This window comes from Micromonospora sp. NPDC047670 (assembly GCF_043204915.1).
In the GTDB taxonomy this organism is placed as follows: domain Bacteria; phylum Actinomycetota; class Actinomycetes; order Mycobacteriales; family Micromonosporaceae; genus Micromonospora.
In genome coordinates, this window is the sequence record NZ_JBIDDA010000018.1 from 55817 (window position 1) to 78722 (window position 22906).

At 72.6% G+C, this 22906-nt stretch carries 18 protein-coding genes; 10 read left to right on the top strand and 8 right to left on the bottom strand.

The genetic code is table 11. The features are described 5' to 3' along the window. The first annotated feature begins 151 nt into the window (after window positions 1–151). Entirely contained in the window at window positions 152–982 is an 831-nt protein-coding gene (locus ACGF7U_RS28665; RefSeq protein ID WP_393111905.1) for an NAD(P)H-binding protein, read from the top strand. A gap of 167 nt (window positions 983–1149) precedes the next feature. Here the strand turns inward: ACGF7U_RS28665 and ACGF7U_RS28670 are convergent, their stop codons facing one another. The 4 genes from ACGF7U_RS28670 to ACGF7U_RS28685 are packed head-to-tail and all read right to left on the bottom strand — an operon-like array spanning window position 1150 to window position 5160. Beyond that, window positions 1150–2079, bottom strand: a complete 930-nt coding sequence (locus tag ACGF7U_RS28670; protein WP_393111907.1) for a hypothetical protein — start codon at window positions 2077–2079, stop codon at window positions 1150–1152. Continuing rightward, a complete protein-coding gene (locus ACGF7U_RS28675) occupies window positions 2076–3167 on the bottom strand; it encodes a hypothetical protein (RefSeq protein WP_393111909.1) in 1092 nt (363 codons plus the stop codon). Before ACGF7U_RS28675 ends, ACGF7U_RS28670 begins: the two co-directional genes overlap by 4 nt. A gap of 11 nt (window positions 3168–3178) precedes the next feature. Further along, window positions 3179–3625 carry a DUF4188 domain-containing protein gene (locus ACGF7U_RS28680; RefSeq protein WP_393111911.1) on the bottom strand — a complete coding sequence of 149 codons (447 nt, stop codon included), beginning with the start codon at window positions 3623–3625 and terminating at the stop codon, window positions 3179–3181. Next, window positions 3622–5160 carry a phenylacetate--CoA ligase family protein gene (locus ACGF7U_RS28685; RefSeq protein ID WP_393111999.1) on the bottom strand — a complete coding sequence of 513 codons (1539 nt, stop codon included), beginning with the start codon at window positions 5158–5160 and terminating at the stop codon, window positions 3622–3624. Before ACGF7U_RS28685 ends, ACGF7U_RS28680 begins: the two co-directional genes overlap by 4 nt. 445 nt (window positions 5161–5605) lie before the next feature. On the opposite strand from ACGF7U_RS28685, the gene ACGF7U_RS28690 reads away from it, so the two are divergent. The 3 genes from ACGF7U_RS28690 (at window position 5606) to ACGF7U_RS28700 (ending at window position 6672) form a co-directional block, all read left to right on the top strand. After that, window positions 5606–5983 carry a DUF2089 domain-containing protein gene (locus ACGF7U_RS28690; RefSeq protein WP_393111913.1) on the top strand — a complete coding sequence of 126 codons (378 nt, stop codon included), beginning with the start codon at window positions 5606–5608 and terminating at the stop codon, window positions 5981–5983. 74 nt (window positions 5984–6057) lie between these two features. Continuing rightward, the gene (locus ACGF7U_RS28695) at window positions 6058–6240 is read left to right on the top strand and encodes a hypothetical protein (RefSeq protein ID WP_393111915.1); all 183 of its coding nucleotides are present in this window, start codon (window positions 6058–6060) and stop codon (window positions 6238–6240) included. A 9-nt stretch (window positions 6241–6249) separates the two neighbouring features. Then, entirely contained in the window at window positions 6250–6672 is a 423-nt protein-coding gene (locus ACGF7U_RS28700) for a hypothetical protein (protein WP_393111917.1), read from the top strand. Between the two features lie 351 nt (window positions 6673–7023). Here ACGF7U_RS28700 and ACGF7U_RS28705 read toward each other — a convergent pair whose 3' ends face one another. After that, window positions 7024–10632, bottom strand: coding sequence for a S8 family serine peptidase (locus tag ACGF7U_RS28705; RefSeq protein WP_393111919.1), 3609 nt, complete (start codon window positions 10630–10632; stop codon window positions 7024–7026). On the opposite strand from ACGF7U_RS28705, the gene ACGF7U_RS28710 reads away from it, so the two are divergent. Next, window positions 10619–10771 carry a hypothetical protein gene (locus tag ACGF7U_RS28710; RefSeq protein WP_393111921.1) on the top strand — a complete coding sequence of 51 codons (153 nt, stop codon included), beginning with the start codon at window positions 10619–10621 and terminating at the stop codon, window positions 10769–10771. The genes ACGF7U_RS28705 and ACGF7U_RS28710 overlap by 14 nt on opposite strands. Before the next feature lie 106 nt (window positions 10772–10877). Beyond that, window positions 10878–11846, top strand: coding sequence for a helix-turn-helix domain-containing protein (locus tag ACGF7U_RS28715; protein ID WP_393111923.1), 969 nt, complete (start codon window positions 10878–10880; stop codon window positions 11844–11846). A 99-nt stretch (window positions 11847–11945) separates the two neighbouring features. On the opposite strand, the gene ACGF7U_RS28720 is transcribed toward ACGF7U_RS28715, so the two are convergent. Then, window positions 11946–12335: an ArsR/SmtB family transcription factor gene (locus ACGF7U_RS28720; protein ID WP_393111925.1), complete on the bottom strand. Its 390-nt coding sequence runs from the start codon at window positions 12333–12335 to the stop codon at window positions 11946–11948. Window positions 12336–12408: 73 nt separating this feature from the next. Here ACGF7U_RS28720 and ACGF7U_RS28725 point away from each other — a divergent pair, with 73 nt between their 5' ends. Beyond that, window positions 12409–14370: a heavy metal translocating P-type ATPase gene (locus ACGF7U_RS28725; protein ID WP_393111927.1), complete on the top strand. Its 1962-nt coding sequence runs from the start codon at window positions 12409–12411 to the stop codon at window positions 14368–14370. Window positions 14371–14650: 280 nt separating this feature from the next. On the opposite strand, the gene ACGF7U_RS28730 is transcribed toward ACGF7U_RS28725, so the two are convergent. Next, window positions 14651–15904: an MFS transporter gene (locus ACGF7U_RS28730; RefSeq protein WP_393111929.1), complete on the bottom strand. Its 1254-nt coding sequence runs from the start codon at window positions 15902–15904 to the stop codon at window positions 14651–14653. 161 nt (window positions 15905–16065) lie between these two features. Between ACGF7U_RS28730 and ACGF7U_RS28735 the strand changes: the two genes are divergently transcribed. Beyond that, window positions 16066–16503, top strand: a complete 438-nt coding sequence (locus tag ACGF7U_RS28735; protein ID WP_393111931.1) for a DUF6463 family protein — start codon at window positions 16066–16068, stop codon at window positions 16501–16503. 453 nt (window positions 16504–16956) lie between these two features. Further along, complete coding sequence (rph, locus tag ACGF7U_RS28740) at window positions 16957–19554, top strand: rifamycin-inactivating phosphotransferase (protein ID WP_393111933.1); 2598 nt, start codon at window positions 16957–16959, stop codon at window positions 19552–19554. A 271-nt stretch (window positions 19555–19825) separates the two neighbouring features. On the opposite strand, the gene ACGF7U_RS28745 is transcribed toward rph, so the two are convergent. Next, window positions 19826–20941: a methyltransferase gene (locus ACGF7U_RS28745; RefSeq protein WP_393111935.1), complete on the bottom strand. Its 1116-nt coding sequence runs from the start codon at window positions 20939–20941 to the stop codon at window positions 19826–19828. A 308-nt stretch (window positions 20942–21249) separates the two neighbouring features. On the opposite strand from ACGF7U_RS28745, the gene ACGF7U_RS28750 reads away from it, so the two are divergent. After that, window positions 21250–22866, top strand: a complete 1617-nt coding sequence (locus ACGF7U_RS28750) for a cytochrome P450 (RefSeq protein WP_393111937.1) — start codon at window positions 21250–21252, stop codon at window positions 22864–22866. Window positions 22867–22906 lie beyond the last annotated feature (40 nt).

Genomic DNA, 22906 nt, shown 5'->3' on the forward strand with positions numbered 1-22906 from the left:
GCCGCCAGCGGGCCGCGCAGGTTCCTGCAGGCGTTCCTGCAGCCACTCCGTCTTCTGCGCGGGGCCGGTGCGCTGACAGGCTGGGGCATGGACCGCCTGGACCGTATCGCCACGAGCACTACGTCTCGTACCCACTCAGGAGAATATCGACATGTTGCTCATAGCCGGAGCCACCGGCAACGTCGGCGGAGAACTGGTCCACGTACTGCGTCGGGCCGGTGAGCCGGTGCGTGCGCTCACCCGCACCGACCGGGACTCGTCGCTGCCGCCCGACGTGGAACGGGCGGTCGGCGATCTCAACGACCCCGCCAGCCTGACCGCGGCGCTCAACGGGGTGCGCGGCGTCTTTCTCCTCAGTGGGTACGCCGACATGCCCGGCCTGCTGACGAAGATCTGCGACGCCGGAGCCCGGCACGTCGTCCTGCTGTCGTCGGGAGCCGTCGACGGCGGCGACCCCGCCAACGTGGTCGTTCGTCACCACGCCGTCGCCGAGGCGGCGGTCAAGGGCGCCGGCCTCCCGTGGACCATCCTGCGCCCCAGCGGTTTCCACTCCAACGCACTGCGCTGGCTGCCGCAGCTACGTGCCGGAAACGTCGTGCGAGAGCCGTTCGCCGACGTGCCTGTCGCCGGCATCGATCCCCTCGACATCGCCGCGGTCGCCGCGGCCGCCCTCACCACACCAGGCCACGACCACGCCATCTACCGGCTCACCGGTCCCGAGGCCACCCTGCCCGCCGACCGCATCCGCATCCTGGCCCGCCTGCTCGGTCGGGACCTGCACCTGCGCCCACTCACGGACGACGAAGCCCGGGCGGAACTGGCTGCCACCATGCCGCCCGAATACGTCGACGCCTTCGTCAACTTCTTCGTCGACGGGGCGTACGACGACACCGTCGTGCGTCCGACGGTCCCCGACCTCCTCGGCCGGCCGGCGAGGACGTTCCGCCAGTGGGCGGAGGCACACGCCGACGCCTTCCGCTGAGCACCTGTCACGACCCCGCCCCGCGCGTGCTCCGCTTGGGTTCGACCACCAACGTGGTGACGTCCGGCTGCCCGGAGTAGGGCATCGAGGCAGGCGGCGTCGCTCCCGACGAGGCGGCACGACGCCCTCACACCGCGACGCTCGGCTCGGAGACGGTGCCGCGGGTACTACCGCCGGGGGTTCTGCGCCACTCGACGCCGAGGTGGGAGCCGGGCCGAGCGGGTCGGCTCGGCGAGGGGCCGGCCGACTCGGAACACCGCGAGCGGCTGGGCACCCACCCGTTCGGCGAGCCTGGCGGCGGTCACCGGACAGTCGATGAGCTGGCTGAGCGGATGGACCGCCAGGCCGTGCCGGGCGAGGGTCAGCCAGCCGCGCAGGAGGCGTCGTCCCGCGGCGATGTGGTCGTCCCCCGCCGGCAGCATGACCAGGACGCTGCCGTCGTACCGCAGGAGGTTCCGGCCGCTGGCGGCCAGCAGCGCCGCGAGGCCCAGCCGTCGGGTGAGCGGGTACGCGCGCAGCGCGGCGGCCAGGAACCGCGCCTCGAACCGGGACAGGACGAGGGCCCGGTCGGTGAGGCCGTCGAGGTGGTAGCGCGGACGGCGGGGGTCGAGGCGCAGCCAGTCGCGCAGCTCGACCGCGACGGGCGGGGTGTCGAACTGCCAGCGGTCGGCGACCACCAGTTCGCTCGCGAGATTCCGGGCGGCAAGGTGGACGAAGCCGGGGCCGAGGTCGGCGAGCGCGGCCGCGTCGACGGGCCCGGCAGCGTACCGGCCGCGGGCGACCCGGCGGGCCTCGACGTCGGCTGTCGTGAACGGGGTCGGATACCGGTGCGTCGCGGCGACCAGGCGGGGACCGGGCGCCGCGGTGACGTGGAGGCCGAGGTCGGCGGCGACGATGAGGCACGTCTCGACGAACGCGCCGATGCCGAGGCCGAGGTCGCGCCCGGTCGGGTCGGAGTCGGGCAGGGTACGGGCCGGGTCGACGTCGATGACGATCTGGTCGGCGTGGTACCCGGGCCGCCACGGCTGCGTGTTGTGTGCGCTGGGCGCCCGGCGGCAGACCGCCTCGTGCGCCCGGAGCTGCTCGACCCAGGTCATGCCGGTGCCTTCTCGTAGAACGTGTATCCGTGCAGCGGCCGCCCGCCGGCCCGCCGGTACTGGGCGGCCGAGGCGGCGTTCTCCCGCTCGACGAAGGTGCTGCGCAGCGTCCGGTACCCGCCGGCGGCAAGATTGCGGTGCAACTGGCGCGACAGCAGGGTCAGGTACCCCTTGCCCTGTTCTTCGGGCACGGTGCCCTTGACGATGAGCACCGCGTCGCGGCGGTACCGGGCGCGGGTAACCAGCAGGCGGAGCTGGTTGAGCGGGCCGAGCCGGCCACCGACCGCCATGAGGAACTCGGAGATGTCCGGCACCGTCACGACGAACGCGATCGGTCGGCCGGCCTTCTCCAGCCAGAGCAGCAACCCCTCGTCGAGCAGGTACGCGAGGCCGTCGGTCTGCTCGGCCAGTTGCTCGGCGGAGATCTCGGTGTAGTAGCCGAGCTGCGCGAAGCTGGCGTTGAGCAGCCGCCGCAGGATCGGCAGTTGCTCGCGGAAGTGTCGCCGAGAGCCGTGCCGGATGACGAGCCGTTCCGAGGCGATGCGGGTGTCGTCGAAGCTGAACCCGTGATCACGGTCGGCGCCGGCGGTGGTCGAGCCGGCCGCGGAGGCCCTGCCGCGGAGGTCGACCAGCCAGGTGTCGGCCTCGAAACGGCGCCGGAAGCCGTGCCGCTCGTACGTCGCGGGGTAGTAGGCGGGGTTCCAGGCCGAATCCGCGAAGCCGCGCTCGGCGGAGCCGGAGGTGATGACCCCGCCGGTCTGGTTGGGCAGCAACGCGACCGGTCCGAACAGCGGCCGGCCGTCGGCCCGGGCCTCGACCGTGGCCAGGATGGCCGCGAAGACCGCGTCGTCGTCGACGAACTCGGTGTGCCCGAACAGTTGCCGCGGGCCGACCTTGGCGTCGAAGGCGGCGCTGCGGTGCACGCTGGTGCGCCCGACCACCACGCCGCGTTCGTCGCGGACGAGGAACAGCTCAGCGAAACGCCGGTGCGCGGCGATCACCGACGACAGCAGGGGCACGTACCGGTTGGTCGGATGCAGTCGAAGCGGGAGGTCGACGAACGCGCGCAGGTCGGCCCGTGACCTCACCGGAGTCACCCTCATGCGCGGTGCACCGGCGGGCCGGCCGTCTCGGTGGACAGCGGGGTGAAGGTCGGGATGTGCGCCATGCCGTCGGCCTCGGCGCGCCAGACGCCGTTGCTGTAGCCCTCGGGCTCGGCGTTGTACAGCCGGATGTAGCCGCCGGTCGCGTTCCGCGTGCCGTGGTCGGTCACCCAGCACATGAGGTCGCGGTGGTGGCGGCTGCGGGCGAATTTCAGCAGCGCGTCGCGGTCGCTGAAGAACGCGATGGTGCCGAGCGTGAACGGGAACTGGTAATACACGGTGTGCCACCGGTATCCGTCCATCCGCTTCATCTGCTTGACCATCCTGAACCAGGTGCGGGTCAGGGTGAGGATCGAGCGTGGCCCCCGGTACCGGGTGGCGCCGACGAACATGGCGGTGGCCTGACCGACCGGCGGCGCGGCGGAGAAGTCGGAGGTCCTCACGCCGTCGCGCCCTTCACCAGGTACACATTCTTGATCTTGGTCGTGGTGCCGGCGAACGGTCCCGTGCCGTGGTCGTGGACCTTCACCCGAAGGTCGGCCGCGGACGGGTCCTCGGCGAGGGACTCGGCGAAGTCCCGGCTGGCCTCGGAGAGGTAGCGCAGCACCCCGTCGCGGCAGGTCTCGGCGAGGGCCAGCCGCTCGTCGGGGTCGAGCGCGAGATCCTCGCGCAGCTGCAGGTTGATCACCGGCCGGCTCTCCAGGTCCGCGTGCTCCTCCAGCTCCAGGCAGAAGCTCTGCAGCAGGTGCGCGAGGGGATTGCCGGCGTAGAGGCCGTACTCGACGTCCTGCGGGTAGATGTTGGCGCCCATGTAGGAGATCGTGCTGTCCTTGCGGCCGAACAGGAACAGCAGCGGCAGCCGCATCCGGTCGGCCCGCGCCGCGCGTTCGGCGTCGAGCCGCGCGGCCGGGTCGCCGATCGCGGCCAACACGTCCGGGTACGCGGTCAGCCGGCCCTCGTCGCCGATGTTGTAGCGGACCTTGGGGGTGAGCACCGCCGTCGAGTTGATCGTGCAGATCACCTCGTGGTCGGCGTTGGTCTCCAGGTACGTCTCGAGCGGGTTGTACTGGAAGACCATCGCCAGCCGGTGCTCGTCGGGGCCGAGCAGGGCGGCCCGCAGGGCTGCGTCGGTGCGCAGCCGGCGACGGACCCAGACGGTGAAGTCGGTCTCCCCGGCGATACCGATGGTGAGGTCGCTGGCGCCGTAGCCGGAGCGCACCTTGCGGAAACGCTCCTCCAGGTAGTCACGCAGCGCCTCGGTCATCCCCTCGCCGCCGACCAGACCGCTGATGCGGTACTCGCCCCAGGGGAAGTCCTCGGCGTCGAGTTTGTCGCGCAGGTGCTTGAGGAACGGCGGGTACGCGGTGACGATGTACTCGAAGCCGGGCCCGAAGTACCGCAGCGTGTCCGCGATCTTCTGCAGGTCCGGGCCGGTGTTCTTCACCATGGCGATCGTGGACATGGCGATGCCCGTGTTGGTGCCCGTGGCCCAGGCGCCCATCGAGTACGCGTTGATGACGAAGCGCCGCTTCGACGGGAACACCATGGTGGCGTAGCCGGCCAGGTTCTTGTGCACCGAGCGCAGTTCGCGGCGGCCGCGGATCCAGTTGAACGGCTGGCCGGACGAGCCAGAGGACTCGTCGACGACGCTGCCGGCGATCTCGATCTCGCCGTGCCAGCAACGCTGGGCCTCCGGGTACGCCATCACGTACGACTGCTTGTCCGTCGGCGGGTACGACGACAGGTCGAACCAGCGGAACCGCCATCCGTTGCGGCGCAGGAAGTCGCCGTACGCGGGGACGTCGATCGCGGCGAACTGGCAGGTCATCCACGCGTGCAGCCGAGCGAAGCGACCCATGTACGGGCGATAGTTGCGCGCCATGAACCGCCACACCGCCGGATGAACCTGGTGCAGCGTGTAGAGGCCGGTCAACGAGAAGCTCGCGAACCGCAGCGTCCACTGACGCAGGAAGGTCATCACCACGCGGCAAGGATAGGAACGCTCGCAGGCCGCTCACCTGGTCACAGATACTCAACGGCCCTGGGTGCCCCGACTCAACGGCCCTCGCCCAGGGGTCGCGTCTTCGGGTCGCACTCGCCTCCGCCGGAGGATGTCCGCCGCTGTCGGCGCGGACCGCCGCGGCTGCCGGTCGACGCCCGGCCGGTACGCCGGCAGCGGTCGTGGCCTGCCCGCTGCCGGGCCAAGCGGGGGCAGGTGCGGACGCGGGCGGCGCGGGGGCCCGCCGTTGACGTGCCGGCGACGCTGGTGGCCGGTGGCGGATCTCGACGAAGGCGATCACCAGCGGCGACGCTGGGGTGTGGCGTGAGGCGGCGTGCGACGAGGCCAGAGGGCTGAGGGGTAATCTTAAGAAAATTAAGGCCGACCTCTTGGAAATTAATGTATTTGGGTCTAAGATCTTGTCATGACAGAACAGGCGATGGACTGGCAGGAACTCACCAACCTGACCCGCGGCCAGCCGTTCGTCGTCGAGCGAGTGCGCCTGGCCGGCAGCGGCGTCGCAATCGAGGGCGAGTTCGAGCCACCGCAACTGGCCCGGCTCAGCGTCGAGGATCAGGTCTTCGTCACGGCGTTCGTGCGGTGTCACGGTTCCATCAAGGAGATGGAGCGGATCTTCGGGGTGAGCTACCCGACGATCAAGTCGCGACTGAACCGGATCACGCAGATGCTGGACTTCGTCGAAACCGATCCGGCACCGTCGCGGTCCGAGATCATCGATCGGTTGCGTCGTGGCGAGATCACCGCGCAGCAGGCGCTGTCCGAACTGGACGTGCGCGCGTGATGCCCCGGTGGTTGACCGTGCAGGTCAGGCGCCCGGACGGTCGTCCCATCCGGATCTCGGTCCCGGTGCTCCCCGTGGTGCTCGTGTTCCTGCCGGTAGTGGTCCTGGCCCTACTGTTGGCGGCCGTGGCCTGCCTCGTGTACCGCCTCGGTGTGGTGCGAGCAATCGGGGCCGGTTGGCGCGTCGTCACCGCGCTGCCCGGCACCTGGGTCGACGTCACGCAGGGCCGTACGGCCGTGCTCGTATCCATCCGTTAGGAGACCTCGATGAACGAACAGCGCAAGGACATCCTCGACATGCTGGCCGAGGGCAAGATCACCGCGGCGGAGGCGGAGCAGCTCATCGCCGCGCTGGAACGGGACCAGCCGCCGGCGGCGACGAGTCTCGACGCCCGCCCGAAGGGCAAGGCCAAGTACCTGCGGGTGCTGGTGGACGCCGTTGAGGGCGGCGAGCCGATACGGGTCAACGTGCGGGTGCCGCTGCAACTGCTGCGTGCCGGCGTGCGGCTCGCGGCCCTCATCCCGCCGCAGGCACTGGGCAAGGCCAACGCCGAACTGAACAAGTCGGGCGTGCCGTTCGACCTGACGCAACTCAAGCCCGAACAGCTCGAGGCGCTCGTGGATCACCTCGACGAGATGACCGTGGACATCGATCAGGCCGACGCCAAGGTGCGGGTCTTCTGCGAGTAGGCGTCGTCCGGATGGACGAGCCCTCGAGAGGGTGCTGGAACACCCTCCCGAGGCCGCGCCCGCTACAGCAGAGCACGGTTGAGCTGCCAACCTGAAGTCTAGCCAACCTGACCGCGCGCCGCGCGGTCGACGCGAACCCGGCTCCGCTGCCGGTTCTGCCGCGCGTGACACGCGCAGGTCGGCGCTGCCGGCAGGGAGATCCGGCGACGTCTGAGTGAGGGCGGTGCCGGGCGACAGGGGTGGGGTCGCCCGGCACCGCCGGCCGTGGAGAGCCATTGGGGACCGCCCTCCACGGCGCCGGTCGGGCCCGCGCCGTCGCAGCGGCGAGGCCGGCCCGTCCGGCCGGTGAGGTCAGGGCAGCACCTTCCAGGCCCGGGTGATGGTCTGATCGATGCGGTTTCCGGCGCGGTCGGTGGCGGTGACCCGGACGGTGGCGAAGCGGGCGTTCGTCGGTGCCGCCGGGATGGTCGCCGTCACCGTTCCGGTGCCGCGGACCGGCACCTTCCGCCAGTGGGCGCCGTCGTCGTAGGACACCCGCACCGTGACGTCGAACCGGCCGGGCCCGGTCGCGCCCGGCTGGTAGCCGGGGCTGAGCGTCAGCGGGTACGGCTGACCGGCGCGCACCGCGTTGGACAGGTCGGTCCGGATGTCGTAGTGGATCTGCGGCAACGTCAACACCTGCGGCTGCTCGCCCCTGGGTCGCCCGGACCGGAACGTCCACGTGGTGGAGGTCGCGGTCGAGGTGGTCCACCAGACCCTCCCCGGAAAGCTGTCCCGGGTGACGTCCAGCGTCAGGTGGTACGTCCCGTTGCCCGACCCGACCGTGAACTGCTGCGATGATCCAGTGGTGGTGCCGACGACCCGGTCACCGCGGCGCAGGGTCAACCGTGCCCGGTCGGAGCCACCGTCGATCCAGCCGTACGTCCCGACGGCACCGTCGGCGTACTGCGGCACGGCTACCCGGATGCTGTCGTGCCACCGGTTGACCGGTGTCCCGTACGGATGGTTGGGCACGGCCAGCGGGACGGCGGGCCGGGTCAGCGCCGGGAACCACACCTCCCGCGTCCGCTCGCCGGCCCGGTAGGCCCTAAGCGGACCGTACATGGTGCCCTGGAGCCGGCCCCGGTTCTCACCCTCGGCGCTGGCCTGGGCGCGCCAGAGCACCCCGCCGGTGTTGACGTGGTCGGTTCGCCGCTGCCCCGCGCTCACCGCGCGGTTGAAGCCGAACGCGACGCTCAGCCCGGCCGGGTAGCCGGCCCTGGAGTCCAGCGCCCACATCTCCGGCGCGTGCTGGTGGAACTCACTCTCCACGGTGGCCAGCGCCAGCTCGGCCGCCGTGTAGTGCAGGTCGGCGGGGATCCGGCCCGGCTCGGCCAGCAGCAGGTCGTAGCGGTAGGGGGTGTGGGCCACGCCGGTCAGGCTGACGGTGACCCTCCCGGCCGCCATCCGCTCGCGCAGCCGCTGACCGTCGGCGTACTCGACCTGGTAGGCCGGTACCGACGAGTCGACGCCGCTCGCGGTGATGCTCCCCGGCGCACCGGAGGCGAAGAACACCACCACGGCACCGGCCGCGGCCGCGGCCCGCAACTGCTCCGTGACCGTCTCCGCACCGACGTACCGCAGCAGCAGCGCGGCACCGCGGGCGGCCCCCAGCCTGGCGGGCTCGCCGTCGCCGCCGTCGACCAGCGGCAACGTGCGGGTGCCGTCGAACAACGGCGCGTACTCCACCGGCAGCGGCCGATCCAGGCGGAAGCCGCCGGCGCCGGTCACCTCGGCGGTCAGCTCGGGGGCGCTCAGATCCCACCGGCTGAAGAACTGGAACGTACCGGTGGAGACCGGCCGGGTCGGTACCGCGTAGACCCGCCGGACGTGCCGCGGGTTGAACGCCCAGCCGGACAGGTTCGACCGGCTCCCGGCGGTGCGCTGCCACGAGATGGCGGCGCGGCTGACCACGGTCGGGTCCGCGACGTCCATGCGGATCTCGTTGCCGGCGCGCGCGTCGAGGCGCAGGGTGCGGTCCGCGTCGACGCGCAGCTCCGGATCGCCCGCCAGGGTGATGTCCGTCTCGGTGCCGCCGTCGTCCAGGCTGTGCACGAGCGCCATCACGGAGTACCGGCCGGCGGGCAGTTCCACCGTCGCCCGGCCGTCGGAGAAGAAACCGTAGTGCTGCTCGCCCGTGTCCAGGTTCCACAGCTCGGCCCGGTTGGGGAATCCGGCGGCCGGCTGACCGTCGCGGTCGGTCGCCTCGATGGTGAGGGTGTGCACCGGCGGGGTCACGCTGACACCGACCGGGACGCGCAGTCGCAGTCCGGCAGCGGTCGCGGTGAGCACCCCGGCGTACTGGTTCGGCCTGGTCGCCGCGGTGTCCAGCCGTACGGTCGCCGTCGCCCGTCCACCGGCGGCGATGGTCAGCCGGGCCGGCGTGACGGTCAGCGCGGCAGCCCGGCCGGTGGCGCCGGTGTCGGTGGCGGCCACCGCCAGGTCCAGGGTGAGGGGCCTGCTGCCGGTGTTGCGGTACACCACGTCGGCACGGCGGGGGCCGGACCCGGCCGGCACCTGCCCGAGCACGACGTTGGCGGTGTCGACCTGGACGGTCCGGCCCAGCGCCGCCGGGACGTCCACCCGGCCGACGCCCTGCGCCCAGACCGGCGCCGTGTCGACCGGCATGGCGCTGCCGACCAGTGCGGCCTTGAGCTGTTCGGGCCGCCAGTCGGGGTGGGCCTGCGCGAGCAGCGCGGCCGCGCCGGCCACGTGCGGCGCCGCCATGGAGGTACCGGACATCCCGGTGTAGGACCGGTCGACCACCTCACCGAGCGAGGTGCCGGCCGCCCGGGCCGCCACGATCCCGACACCCGGTGCGGTGATCTCGGGCTTGACCGCGCCGTCGTCGAGGCGCGGACCACGGCTGGAGAACCCCGCCAGCTCGTCCTGCCTGGACACGGCGCCCACGGTCAGCGCGGCGGTGGCGATGCCGGGCGTGCCGACGGTCTGCGGCCCGGGGCCGGAGTTGCCGGCGCTCACCACGAAGAGCGTGCCCGAGTTGGCACTCAGCGCGTCGACCGCCTCGCTGACCGGGTCCGGGCCGCCGTACGACTGCGCGCCGAGGCTGACGTTGACCACGCGAGCACCCTGGCCCACCGCCCACTCCATACCGGCGATCACCCAGGAGAGGTCGCCGTAGCCGGAGTCGTCGAGGACCTTGCCGACGAGCAGCCGGGCGCCCGGGGCCACGCCCCGGCCGCCGGCGCGTCCGGCCTTCCCGGCTCCGGCGATGGTGGCGGCGACGTGCGTACCGTGCCCGAACCGGTCGACCGCCGTACCGCCGTCGGTGGTGAAGTCGGCGGTGGCGGCCACCCGGCCGGCCAGGTCGGGGTGGGTCGGGTCGTAACCGCTGTCGAGCACCGCCACGGTGACGCCCCGCCCGTCGTACCCGGCCTTCCACGCCGCCGGCGCGCCGATCTGGGGCACGCTGTCGGCCAGGTCGGCACGGACCCGCCGGTCCAGCCACACCCTCCGGGCGCCGCCGGCGAGGGTACGCGGCCCGGCCGTCAGCGCCGCCCAGAGCACCCGCGCCTCCGTCTTGCGCCCGGCGACCGCGACCGCGCCGATGCTGGACAGCACCCGGGTCCGGGCGGCGCCGGGCGGGGTGTCCGGCACCACCGCACGAGCGCCGGCGGTGGCGGGCGTCCCGGCCACCAGCAGCGGAAGCGTCGGACTGGCCGCGTCGTGGTAGCCCTCCGCGACCAGGTCCGTGACGTTGAACAGCGCCTCGTCGAGCAGGCCGGCGGAGACGTACGGCACCGCCTCGTCGGGCACCACGTAGACGTCGCCGTCGCGGTGGGACAGTCGGAAGCCGGGGCGGTCGGGCGTGCCCCGGTCGTCGACGGTCGCCTCCTGCCGGCCGTCGGCGAAGCGGGTGAGCCGGACGACATCACCGTTGATCAGCGTGACCGTGTACACCGAGCCGGGCGGCGCGCTTGGCGCAACTGCGTCAGTTGCGAAGGCCGATCCGGTCGACGGCGTGACGGCGACCACGGTGACGGCAGCCACCACCGCGGCGAGCACTCTGCGTAACCAGCTGAACACGAGACTCCTTTGACGTGCCGGCCGTACGGCAGGCAGCGTCACACCTGGTGAGCAGGCCCGTAAAGGATCTAGAGTCAGCGCAGCTGTGACACGGCCCAGATGCGCCAGGGAGGACGATCGTGCTTGGACCGGCGGGGCTGAGCGCGGCGGAGGAGGCGGCCTACCTCGCCCTGGTCCGCCAGGGCGGTGCGACGCTGACGCAGCTGACCGCCCGGACCGGGCTCACCCCCGCCCGGGTGCGTCGCGCGGTGCTCTCCCTGCAGCGCAAGGGCTTCGTGCACCACACCCCGGCTCCCGAGGAGCGGGTCGTTCCGGTTCCCCCTGAGCTGGCGGTGGAACAACAGGTCCGCCGCCGCCAGGAGGAGCTGGAGGGCGTGCGGGCGGCCGCGCACCGCCTCGCGCAGGAGGCGCGCAGCCGGGCCAGCAACCGGCGCACCGAGGAGCTGATCGAGATCGTGTCCGGCCGGGCGGCGGTCGCGCAGGCCTTCGACCGGTTGCAACGTGCCGCCCGTCAGCAGATGCGGGTGCTGGTCGCGCCGCCGTACGCGGTGCCGAAGGACGTCAACCGCCAGCAGCTCGAACGGCAGGCCGCCGGGATCACCTACCGGGCGGTGTACGACGTGGACGCCCTGACCGACCCCGGCTTCGTCAAGAGCGTCGTCGTCCATGTCCAGGAGGGCGAGCACGCCCGGTTGGCGCACGGCCTGCCGACCAAGCTTGCCGTCGCCGACCGGGAACTGGCCCTGCTGCCGCTGGCCTGGACGCGCTCGGCACACGACGCGGCGTTGCTGGTGCACCCGTGTGGCCTGCTCGACGCGTTGATCGCGCTTTTCGAGACCGTCTGGACCCAGGCCACGCCCCTGTCCGTGGCCGACTCCGCCGACCTCGCCGCCGCCGCGACCGTCTCGGCCGCCGACCGGCACCTGCTGTCCCTGCTCGTCGCCGGCCTGACCGACGAGGCGGTCGGCGCGCGGCTGGGCCTCAGCCGCCGCACGGTGGTCCGCCGGGTGCAACACCTCATGGAGCTGACCAACTCGCGGTCGCGGATGCAACTGGGGTGGCAGGCCCGCGAGCGCGGCTGGCTCTGACTGCCTGCCTGTGTCAACGTGCGGCTCAGCCTCACGGCCGGGTAGCGCTGCGGGCGGGTGTTGACCGCAGCGTCGTGGGGCGTACGGCTGCTGGCGTCCCTACGCTCGATGCTGCTCGTGCGCGTCCCCCGTCCGGCCGACCGGCCGGCCGGGAGCGTGGGCGGTGGTGCCGCTGTCGTGGTGGTCGGCGTGGAAGAGCGCCTCGGCGAGCAGTCGCTGCACGTGGACGTCGGCGGCGGAGTAGTAGACGAAGGTGCCCTCGCGCCGGCCGCGCACCAGTCCCGCCAGACGCAGTTTCGCGAGGTGCTGGCTGACGGCGGTGGGTGCCGCGCCGACCAGTTCGGCCAGGCATGCGACGGAGGACTCGCCCTGCATCAAGGCCCAGAGAATTTTGATGCGGGTGGGATCGGCGAGTAGCCGGAACCCCTCGGCGGCGAGTTGGACCTGCTCGTCGTGCGGCATGCGGAAGTCCGGCAACGACGTGTGCATGACGGCATCATACCGTCATCGTTTCTGGTTACCTGTTCAGCTGTATGCGTACCTTCGCAGGTATGCTGCGGGCGTGACGACGACATCTCATCGGGCCCGGGTCCTGGCGGCTAACGCCTCACCGGCCCGCTCCCTGCGAAGTCGGATGTGGGCCCTGGTCGAGGTGCGGTGGGCGGCGACGGCTCTGGTGCTGTTCGCCCTCGGTGGCGCCGCGCACCTCGCAGGCGCACCGGCGCCGCTGTGGTGGGCGCTATATCTCGCCTGCTACGTGGCGGGTGGTTGGGAGCCGGCGCTGTCAGGTCTGCGGGCCCTGCGTGGCCGTACGCTGGACGTCGACCTCCTGATGATCGTCGCGGCAGTCGGCGCCGCCGCCATCGGGCAGGTCTTCGACGGTGCCCTGCTGATCGTCATCTTCGCCACCTCGGGAGCGTTGGAGGCGTTCGCGACCGCACGCACCGCCGACTCCGTCCGTGCCTTGCTCGACCTGACTCCCGAGCAGGCCACCCGGATCGCCGACGGACGCGAGGAGGCCGTCCACCCCGCCCGGTTGCGGGTCGACGACGTGATCCTGATACGTCCGGGCGAGCGCATCGGCGCGGACGCGGTGATCGTGGAAGGAACGAGCGAGGTCGACCAGGCCAGCATCACCGGCGAACCGATGCCCGTGAATCGGCGCCCGGGCGAGGAGATCTTCGCGGGCACCGTCAACGGCACCGGGGCGCTGCTGGCGCGGGTGCACCGCCCGGCGGGGGAGACGGTGCTGGCGCGCATCGTCGCTCAGGTGGAGCAGGCGTCAGCCACCAAGGCTCGCACCCACCTGTTCATCGAGAAGGTCGAGCAGCGGTACTCGGTGGGCGTCGTCGTCGCCACCCTCGCGCTGTTCGTCGTCCCGCTGGTCCTCGGCGCGGCACTGCAACCGACCCTGCTGCGGGCGATGACCTTCATGATCGTCGCGTCTCCCTGCGCCGTGGTGCTGGCGACCATGCCGCCCCTGCTCTCGGCGATCGCCCTCGCGGGGCGACACGGCGTACTGGTCAAGTCGGCCGTCGTCCTGGAGAAGCTCGCCGACGTCGACACCGTCGTCTTCGACAAGACCGGCACCCTCACCGAAGGCGCGCCCGTCGTCACGTCCGTCCGGTCGTTCGGCACCGACGAGGACGAGGCGGTCCGCCTCGCCGCGGCGGCGGAACAGCACAGCGAGCACCCACTCGCCGCCGCCGTGGTCGCCGAGGCCCGGCGCCGGCACCTGCCGCTTCCGCCCGTGCACGACGTCACCGCCCTTCCGGGCCGGGGCGTCACCGCCACCGTCGCGGGCCGCCGGGTTCGTGTCGGCAGTCCTGCCCTGCTCGACGACCTGCCGCAGACCGGACGTGCCGAGGCTCAGGCCGCCGTCCGCGCCGCCGAGAACGACGGCCACACCGCCGTGCTCGTCGCGGTCGACGGCGCACCGGTGGGCCTGCTCACCCTGACCGATCGCAAGCGTCCGGAGGCGGCGTCCAGCGTGGCGGCTCTCACCACCCTGACCGGGCAGGAACCGCAGTTGCTCACCGGCGACAACGCCGGCGCCGCCACCCGGCTCGCCGACGAGCTCGGCATCGCTGCCCTCCACGCCGGGCTGCTACCGGCTGACAAGGCCGCCCGCGTCCGCGCCCTGCAGGATGCCGGGCGCAGGGTGCTGGTCGTCGGCGACGGCATCAACGACGCGCCCGCCCTGGCCTGCGCCGACGTCGGCATCGCGATGGGGCAGGGCGGGGCGGACCTGGCCCTGCAGACCGCCGACGCGGTGCTGGTGCACGACGACCTCGGCGCCCTGCCCGCGCTGCTCAGGCTCGCCCGGCGCGCCCGCCGGATCGTCGTGGCGAACCTCGTGATCGCCGGTACGTCGATCGCCGTTCTGGTCGCCTGGGACGTCGTCGGCTACCTGCCGCTGCCGCTGGGTGTCGCCGGGCACGAGGGTTCCACCGTTCTCGTCGCCCTCAACGGCCTGCGTCTGCTGCGCGGCGCCGCCTGGCGTGCCCCGGCTGCCGCCCGGTGATCCGTCTCAGGTCGCACCCGGCTGAACCCGGCCGCCCGGCAGGTTCGTGGCCGTGCACGGCCGGGTGCCGCCGGTGGGGATCCTGAACACCGGTCGGTTCGCCTGGAGCGGGCGGAGGCCGCGGCGTTCCTCCCGCCCCGGGCCCGGCCGGCCCCGCCACAGCCCGGGGACGACACCGTGCCTACGACGACCGCTACCGCGACACCGGCGGACCCCTCCGGTCCCCGGACGGACCGGAGGGGCGATCGGCCAACGAATGACCAGCGTCGTGGCCGGCTGGTCACATACTCGCCTCGGTGGGGCGGCCAGCGTCGCCCGCGACCGGTGGCGACTGCCGTACGGGCCTGGGAAGGCCGGTCGGCCTCGCCGCGAGCAGGGCGACGAGCAGGGCGATGCCCGAGCCGATCACCATCAGCATCGACGGCGACGTCGCGTCGACCACGACGCCGCCGAGCAGCGCGCCGAGCGCGATGGTCGCCTGGAACGACGACGTGAACAGCACGGACGCGGCCTCGGTCGGGCCCGTGCCCGAAGCCGCGAACCAGGACTGCGAGCAGACCGGAACGGCCCCGTAGGCGACGCCCCATACCGCGAGCAGCACAACCGCGCCGATCGTTGCGGTGCCGAGCATGGGCAGCAGCCCGGTGGCCGAGGCGAGCGCGACCGCGCTGGCAATCAGGGTGGCCCGCAGGCGGAGTCGCACCGTCGTGCCGGCGACGAAGTTGCCCAGGACGCCGGCGATGCCGTAGACCAGCAGGAACGGGGTGACCGAGCCGACGCCGGTGACGTGCTGCAGGAACGGGGACACGTAGGTGTACGTGCCGAAGTGTGCGGTCACGATGAGGACCGTCAGGATCAGTGCGGTGCGGCCGGTGCGACCACGCACCAGATCCACCAGGGCGGCGAGCCTGACCGGCTGGGCGGCGGGCAGTGGCGGTAGCACCGCGACCAGCGCCAGTAGCACGACCACGGTGAGCGCCCCGAGCACGATGAACGCGGTGCGCCAGCCACCGAACTGGGCGATGAAGGTCCCGGCCGGAACGCCGAAGACCGATCCCAGCGGTACGGCAGAGAAGATCACCGCGGTTGCCACGCCGACCCGTTCGGGCCGCACCAGCCGCGGGGCGAGGCCCGCGCCGATCGACCAGAAGCCACCGATCACGATGCCGACGAGCGCTCGGGACGCCATCAGGACGGGGTAGGACGTCGCGGCGGCAGCGATGATGTTCGCCGCGGCCAGCAGCAGGATCAGGCCGCACAGCAGCATCCGCCGGTCGAGCCGGCCGACGGCGACGGTGACGGTCGGTGCCGACACCGCCGCCAGCACGCCCGGCATGGTCATGGTCAGACCGGCGATGCCGTCGGAGACGCCGAACGTGGAGCCGATCGAGGTCAACAGGCCGATCGGAAGGATCTCGGCGGTGACGATGACGAAGATGCCCATCGCCACCGAGACCACGGCCAACCAACCGGGGAGGGGTGAGCTGTGGACGGCGCGATGGGCGGTGGGGGTCGGATCGGTGCGAGTCGGCATCCGTCGAGCCAACTGCGGTCGACGGGCGATTGCTGGCGGCTTTCAGCCGTGACCGTGGGCGGGCAGTGGCGAGCTGTGTGGGCTCCTCTCCCTCCCGGGAGGGAGAGGAGCCGCTCCCACGGGGGAGGCCCGGTCCGGGGCGGGGGGCGGAGGCTGGGGGCATGATCAAGAAGCGTCTGACGGTTGGTGCCGGATGGTCGATGGCGGCCATCGGCGTCCTGCACACCGCGGTCTTCCTGCCCCACCCGTACTGGGGCGAGTGGCTCACCGGCGGGCTGCGGTCGGGCGAGGGCGGCGACGCCTCCCTGTCCGTGTTCTGGGCGCTGCCCGGGGGCTTCGTCGTCCCTCTGGTCCTGTTCGGCCTCCTGCTGGCGCGGCTGGGACGGCGCGGGGAGCGGGCGCCCGCCTACGTCGGCTGGGTGGTGGCCGGCTGGGCGGTCGGGTGCGAGCTGGTCGTCGGTCCCAGCGGCTTCCTCCTGGGCCTCATCCCCGCCGGGCTGCTCATCGCCGAAGACCTGCTGGCGCGCCGCCGGGGCGCGGGGCGGAGCGCGCCGGGGCCGGTGACCGGCCGGGGGAGAGACGCGCGGCCACAGCGCTGACAGCCGCGTGCACGGGCGGCGGTCGGTCCGTCCAGCGCCGTCACGGTCGCGTTGTCGGCCGCCGCCGCCTCGGTGACAGGGGAGAAACCTGGTCCTGCGGCGGCATTCGGAGGCCGTTGGGACACCTGCCTGGGCCGACGACGCGTACCGCCGTGCGAGGCGCGTCGCGAGAAGCTGTCAGTTCCCGCGGACGGCAAAGCGAAAGGCAAGGAGACCCTTCTCCTTGCCACTTCTAACGTATAGCCCACCCGGGGGCTTGCGGCAAGACCGGTGTGGTGGCCCAGAATCCTCGCCCGAGGCAATCACCTGCGGAAATGGGGGGCACGAGGTGCGCGTGGTGCGGTCGACGTGTAGGCGACGCGGTCCAACAGGAGGTTCGACGGAGCTGGAGGCGCCGGTGCGCCGACCGGCCGGCGCGGTGGGACGGGGCGCGACCGCCGCGGCGGTGTCGCGATGAGCGAGCAGTACGTGTTGGACCTTCACGATGTCGGTGAGACGCAGGTCGCGGTCGTCGGCGGGAAGGGCGCGCACCTGGGCGGGCTGTCGCGGATCGATGGTGTCCGTGTGCCGGCTGGCTTCTGCGTGACGACGGACGCCTTCCGGCGGGTCGTGGCGGAAGCGCCGTCGGTCGGCGCTCGGCTCGATCAGCTGTCGCGCCTGAGCCCGGACGACCGGGAGGCGATCCGCACGCTCAGCGCGGAGATCCGCCGCAGCATCGAAGGGATCGCCATCCCGGGCGGTCTCCCGGCGGCGATCACCCGGGCGCTCGCCCGGCTCGGCGAGCGGGCCGCCTACGCCGTCCGGTCCAGCGCAACGGCGGAGGACCTGCCGACGGCCTCCTTCGCCGGCCAGCAGGACACGTACCTGAACGTCGTGGGTCCGGCGGCGATCCTCGAACACGTCAGCCGGTGCTGGGCGTCGCTGTTCACCGAGCGGGCCGTGACCTACCGCCAGCGCAACGGCATCGACCACCGTACGGTCCACATGGCCGTGGTCGTGCAGCGGATGGTCTTCCCGCACGCGGCCGGCATCCTGTTCACGGCCGACCCCGTCACGGGCAATCGGAAGGTCGCCACCGTCGACGCCGGCTTCGGCCTCGGCGAGGCCCTGGTCTCCGGCCTGGTGAACCCGGACGTCTTCACGGTTCGCGACGACGTGATCGTCGCCAAGACGATCGCCGCCAAGCAGCGCGCCGTTCACGCACTGCCCGGTGGCGGTACGCGGGAAGTGGCGATCGACCCGCAGCGGCAGGAGCAGCCGGCGCTGACGGATGCGCAGGTCGTGCGGCTCGTGCAGTTGGGGCGGCGGATCGAGGCGCACTTCGGCCGCCCCCAGGACATCGAGTGGTGCCTGGTCGACGACGACTTCCAGATCGTCCAGAGCCGGCCGATCACCACGCTGTTCCCCATCCCCGCGGCCCGCGACGCGGAGAACCACGTCTACGTCTCAGTCGGCCACCAACAGATGATGACCGACCCCATGAAGCCGCTGGGGCTCTCCGTGTGGCAGCTGACCGCCATGGTGCCGATGCACGAGGCCGGCGGGCGGCTGTTCGTCGACGTCACCCGGGGCCTGGCCTCGCCCGCGAGCCGCGCCGGCCTCCTGGAGGTGATCGGGCGGGGCGACCCGCTGGTCAGGGACGCCCTGGAGACCGTCCTCGACCGCGGCGACTTCGTCCCGTCGCTGCCGGACGCGGGTCCCGGCGGGCCGCCGGCCAGCGGCGCGTCCGCCCCGATCGAGACCGACCCGGCCATCGTCACCGAGCTGATCGAGCGCAGCCAGGCGTCCCTCGCCGCCCTCCGGCGCGACATCCGGACGAAGACCGGACCGGCGCTGTTCGACTTCCTGCTGGAGGCGTTCCAGGAGCACAAGCGAGTCCTCAGCGATCCGCTGAGCATGCAGGCGATCATGGCGGGGATGGAGGCCACCTGGTGGCTCAACGACCAGCTACAGGAGTGGCTGGGCGAGAAGAACGCGGCCGACACGCTCACCCTGTCCGCCCCCAACAACATCACCTCGCAGATGGGACTGGCACTGCTCGACGTCGCCGACGTGATCCGTCCGCATCCGGAGGTGGTGGCGTTCCTGCGGGGCGTGCAGGACGAAGGCTTCCTGGGCGAGCTGCCGAAGCTCGCGGGCGGGGCCGAGGCGCGCGCCGCCATCGAGGCGTACCTCGACCGGTACGGCATGCGCTGCGTCGGCGAGATCGACATCACGAGGCCGCGCTGGAGCGAACGCCCCATCACGCTCGTGCCCCTGATCCTCGACAACGTCAGGAACTTCGAGCCGGGCGCCGCCGAGCGGCGCTTCGAGCGGGGCCGGCAGGAGGCGCAGAGGAAGGAACGGGAGGTGCTCTCGCGCCTGCGGGCCCTGCCGGACGGGCAGCAGAAAGCCGACGAGGCCAAGCGGATGATCGACCGGGTCCGGACCTTCATCGGGTACCGGGAGTACCCGAAGTACGGCATCGTCAGCCGCTACTTCGTCTACAAGCAGGCATTGCTGGGAGAGGCCGAGCGCCTCGTGCGGGCCAACGTGCTCGCCGAGAGGGAAGACATCTTCTACCTCACGTTCCAGGAACTCCACGACGTCGTGCGCTCGAACAGGGTGGACGCCCAGCTCATCCAGCGCCGCAAGGACGCGTTCCGGTCGTACCGGGCGCTCACGCCGCCCCGGGTCCTCACGTCCGACGGCGAGGCCGTCGCCGGGGCGTACCGGCGCGACGACGCGCCGGCCGGTGCCCTGATCGGCCTACCGGTCTCGGCCGGGACCGTCGAGGGGAGGGCCCGCGTCATCCTCGACATCGCGGAGGCCGATCTCGAGGCGGGCGACATCCTGGTCACCGCCTACACCGATCCGAGCTGGTCGCCCCTGTTCGTCGCGATCGCGGGGCTGGTGACGGAGGTGGGCGGCCTGATGACCCACGGCGCGGTCATCGCCCGCGAGTACGGCCTGCCGGCCGTCGTCGGTGTGGCGGATGCCACCCGGCTCATCCGGGACGGCCAGCGGATCCGCGTGCACGGGACCGACGGGTACGTCGAGATCCTGCCCTGACGCGTGGCCGCTGGATGATCGCCTCGGCGGCGACCTCCGAGGGCGGGTCGCTGTCGACACCAGGGTTACGTCAGTGATCGGACCCCGAGGTGACCCGCCGGCCCTACAAGGACGATCCTTCTCGTGAAGCGTCGCAATCTTTTCGCAGTGACCGGACTGGCCGTACTCGCCGGCTGCGGCAGCGTGACGCGGTAACGGCCGACGACGGCGAGCCGGTCGTCGACAAGTACGACCGGCGCGCCTTTCCCCGGGTTTCCCCGGAGGCGGTTGCTCAGGGCTTCCGCGCCACCACCAGCGTGTCCCGCTCGCCGAGCGGGCGCACCGCCAGGAGGTCGAAGCCGGTCTCGGTGAGCAGCTGGCGGCATTCCCGTTCGGTGTACTCCGAGCTGCCCTCGCCGAAGAGCAGCATGTCCAGCGCAGCCACCGGGTTGTCGCTGACGTCGGGCTGCTCCTCGCGGGTGGCCGGGTGGCGCGGCAGCTGTTCCTCGGCCGCGTCCGCACCGAGCAGGCCCTCGTAGACCACCAGGAGTCCACCGCCGCCGAGCGCGTCGTACGCGCGCCGGACGAGCACCGTACGCCGCTGCGGGGACCAGTCGTGCAGCACGTGGCCGAAGATCAGGGCGTCGGCGGCCGGCAGCGGATCGGCGAAGAAGTCGCCGGGCTGGAACGTCATCCGGTCGGCCAGTCCGCGCGCGGCCACGTACTCGGCGAAGGGCCCGGCGTTGTGCGGCAGGTCGAAGACCACACCCGACAGGTGCGGGTGAGCCGTCAGAACGTACGACAGCAGGTGGCCGCGCCCGCCGCCGACATCAGCCACCCGGCGCACGGCGGCCCAGTCGACGGCCTCGGCGAGCAGGGGACCGATCGGCGTGGTCAGGGCGTCCATCAGGCGGAGGAACCGGCGCAGCCGTTGCGGATCCTGCGGCATGACCGAGTAGTCCGCCTCGGGCCGCCTGCCGCCCGTCCGCAGCGCGTCGGTGAGCCCGCCCCAGGCGGCGTAGTGCATGCGGTTCGCGCGGTCGAGCAGGTCGCGGATCGGCGACGTGTCACCCCGCAGCAGGTGCCGGGCGACGCCGGGTCCGTTCGCGTACCGGCCCGCCGCCCGGGTCAGCAGCCCGAGCTCCACCAGCAGGTCCAGGAACTTCCGGGCCGCACGCGGGTGCAGGCCGAGCCGGGCGACGAGCGCGTCCACGTCCGATGACCCGGTCTCGTGCAGCGCGTCGAACACGCCGAGTTCCACGGCGCTGAGCAGCGCCTTCGACTCGCAGAACGCCAGGCCCAGCCGAAGGAGACTCGTCGGGTCCGTCCCGTCGACGGCCAGGGCGGTCACCGGCCGGTCGCGCCGGCGGGTGTCCGCTCCGGCGACTGCGTCACGCGTGGGTGCCATGGCAGGCAGCATCGGGGCCGGCGCGCCTCCCTAGCATCGGGAAGACCCCTATCCCTCGGTGGGCCGTCGTCCGCCGGTCGGTTCCACGGCTCGGGTCGGCACGGCGGCGGCCGGACGTACGCCCTGGTGAGACGAGCGCCGCCCGACTGGTGGCCGGGCTCCGTGGTGGGTCGGTCGCTGCCGCGCCGAGCGCCGCCGGCGCCGGGGGCGGCAGGATCCCGTCCGCCCCCGCCCTACGGAGCGCTACCCTTCGGCTTCGCGGTGTTTCCCCGATGCTAGGGGCGTCCCGCGACGGACACGCTTCCGGCATGCAGATCGATGAGGACCGCCCGACCGGCGGCGTCGACGTCGTGGTGTTCGGCCACGGACCGGCGGCCGACCGGCTGGCGGCGGCGTGCCGGTCGACCGGCCGGCCGGTGCGGACCGTCACGCTGCCGACGGAAGCGGCCGAACCGCTCATCGGGATCGTCGACTTCCTGGCGCGTCCGGAAAGTCCACACCGGGCGGTGCTGGTCGGCGCCGGCCCTCTCGGCGTCGCCGGCCTCGCCGTCGCCGACCGGCACCCGGAGCGGGTCGCCGCCGTCGTGGCGTTCGACCTGCCGGCCACCCCGCCGGAGGCGGAGTGGGTGTCGTGCCCCACCCTCCTGCTCCCGCCGGCCGCGGCGGACCTGCCGGCCCTCGGGTCGTTCCTCGACCGGGTCGCCGGAAACCTCGACGACGCGTCGTCGTGCCAGGCCAGACCGCCGGCGCTCACCCCCGCGCTGCTCAACGACCCGGAAACCCTGGGTCAGCTGCGGGCGGCGGGCCCGGTGCACCGCGTCTCGCTGGTCGCCACCACGCCGACCTGGGTGCTCACCGGGCACGAGGTCACCACGACGACCCTGGCCGACCCGCGGCTGATGGGCGAGCTGGAGATGACGGCCGGGTTCCGGTTGTCACCGCCCGGTGGGAACACCGATCACCGGGGCGAGCAGGATCTGGTGACCATCGACGCCGACCTGCACGCTCGCCTGCGGCGGCTGGTCGCCCCGCACCTCACCCCGCGCCGGGTGGACGCGCTGCGGCCCCGGATCCAGCGGGAGACCGACCGGCTTCTGGACGCGATCGACCCCGGCGCGGTGACGAACCTGGTGGAGTCGTTCGCCCGTCCGCTGCCGATCGTCGTGCTGTGCGAACTGCTCGGCGTCCCGGAGGCGGACCGCGGGTACGTCGAGGACTGGCTGATCCGCCGGATGCGGGAATGGCCCCCCGACCCGCACGGCGACGTCGACGACTACCTGGGCGAGCTGATCGCCGCCCGTCGTGCACGGCCCGGTGACGACCTGATCAGCGCGGTCGTACGGGCGGAGGGCGCGGCGCTGGACGAGGCGGACCTCGTCTCCGCCGCCCGGTGGATCATGGTCGGCGGCCACCGCGCCCCGATGGCGTTGCTGGCCAACGGCGTGGCGGCGCTGCTGGGCGAGCCGACCCAGTGGCGGCGCCTGGTCGACGCCCCCGGCCTGGTGGAGACCGCCGTCGAGGAGCTGATGCGGTACGTGACGCCCTTCCCGGTGGGACTGGCCCGTATCGCCGCGGCACCGATCGAGGTCGCCGGCCGGACGATCGCCGCGGACAGCCTGGTCGCGGCGTCGCTGATCGCCGCCAACCACGACCCGGCCCGGTTCACCGACCCGGAGGCCCTCGACATCGGCCGGTCCGTCAACCCGCACCTCTCCTTCGGGCACGGCCACCACTACTGCGTCGGGGCGGCGCTGGCCAGGGCCGAGGCGCAGGTCGCCTTCGGTACCCTCGCCCGCCGCTTTCCCGGCATGCGGCTCGCGGTCGACACCCGCGACCTGCACTACCGGCAGAACCGCATGCGCTACCTGCTCGAACTCCCGATCGTCCTCCAGCCGGCCGGTCCACCCGCGGCGACCGCCGCGTAACGCCCGGTCCGACAGGTTCGCCACCCTCTCATCCCGCAGG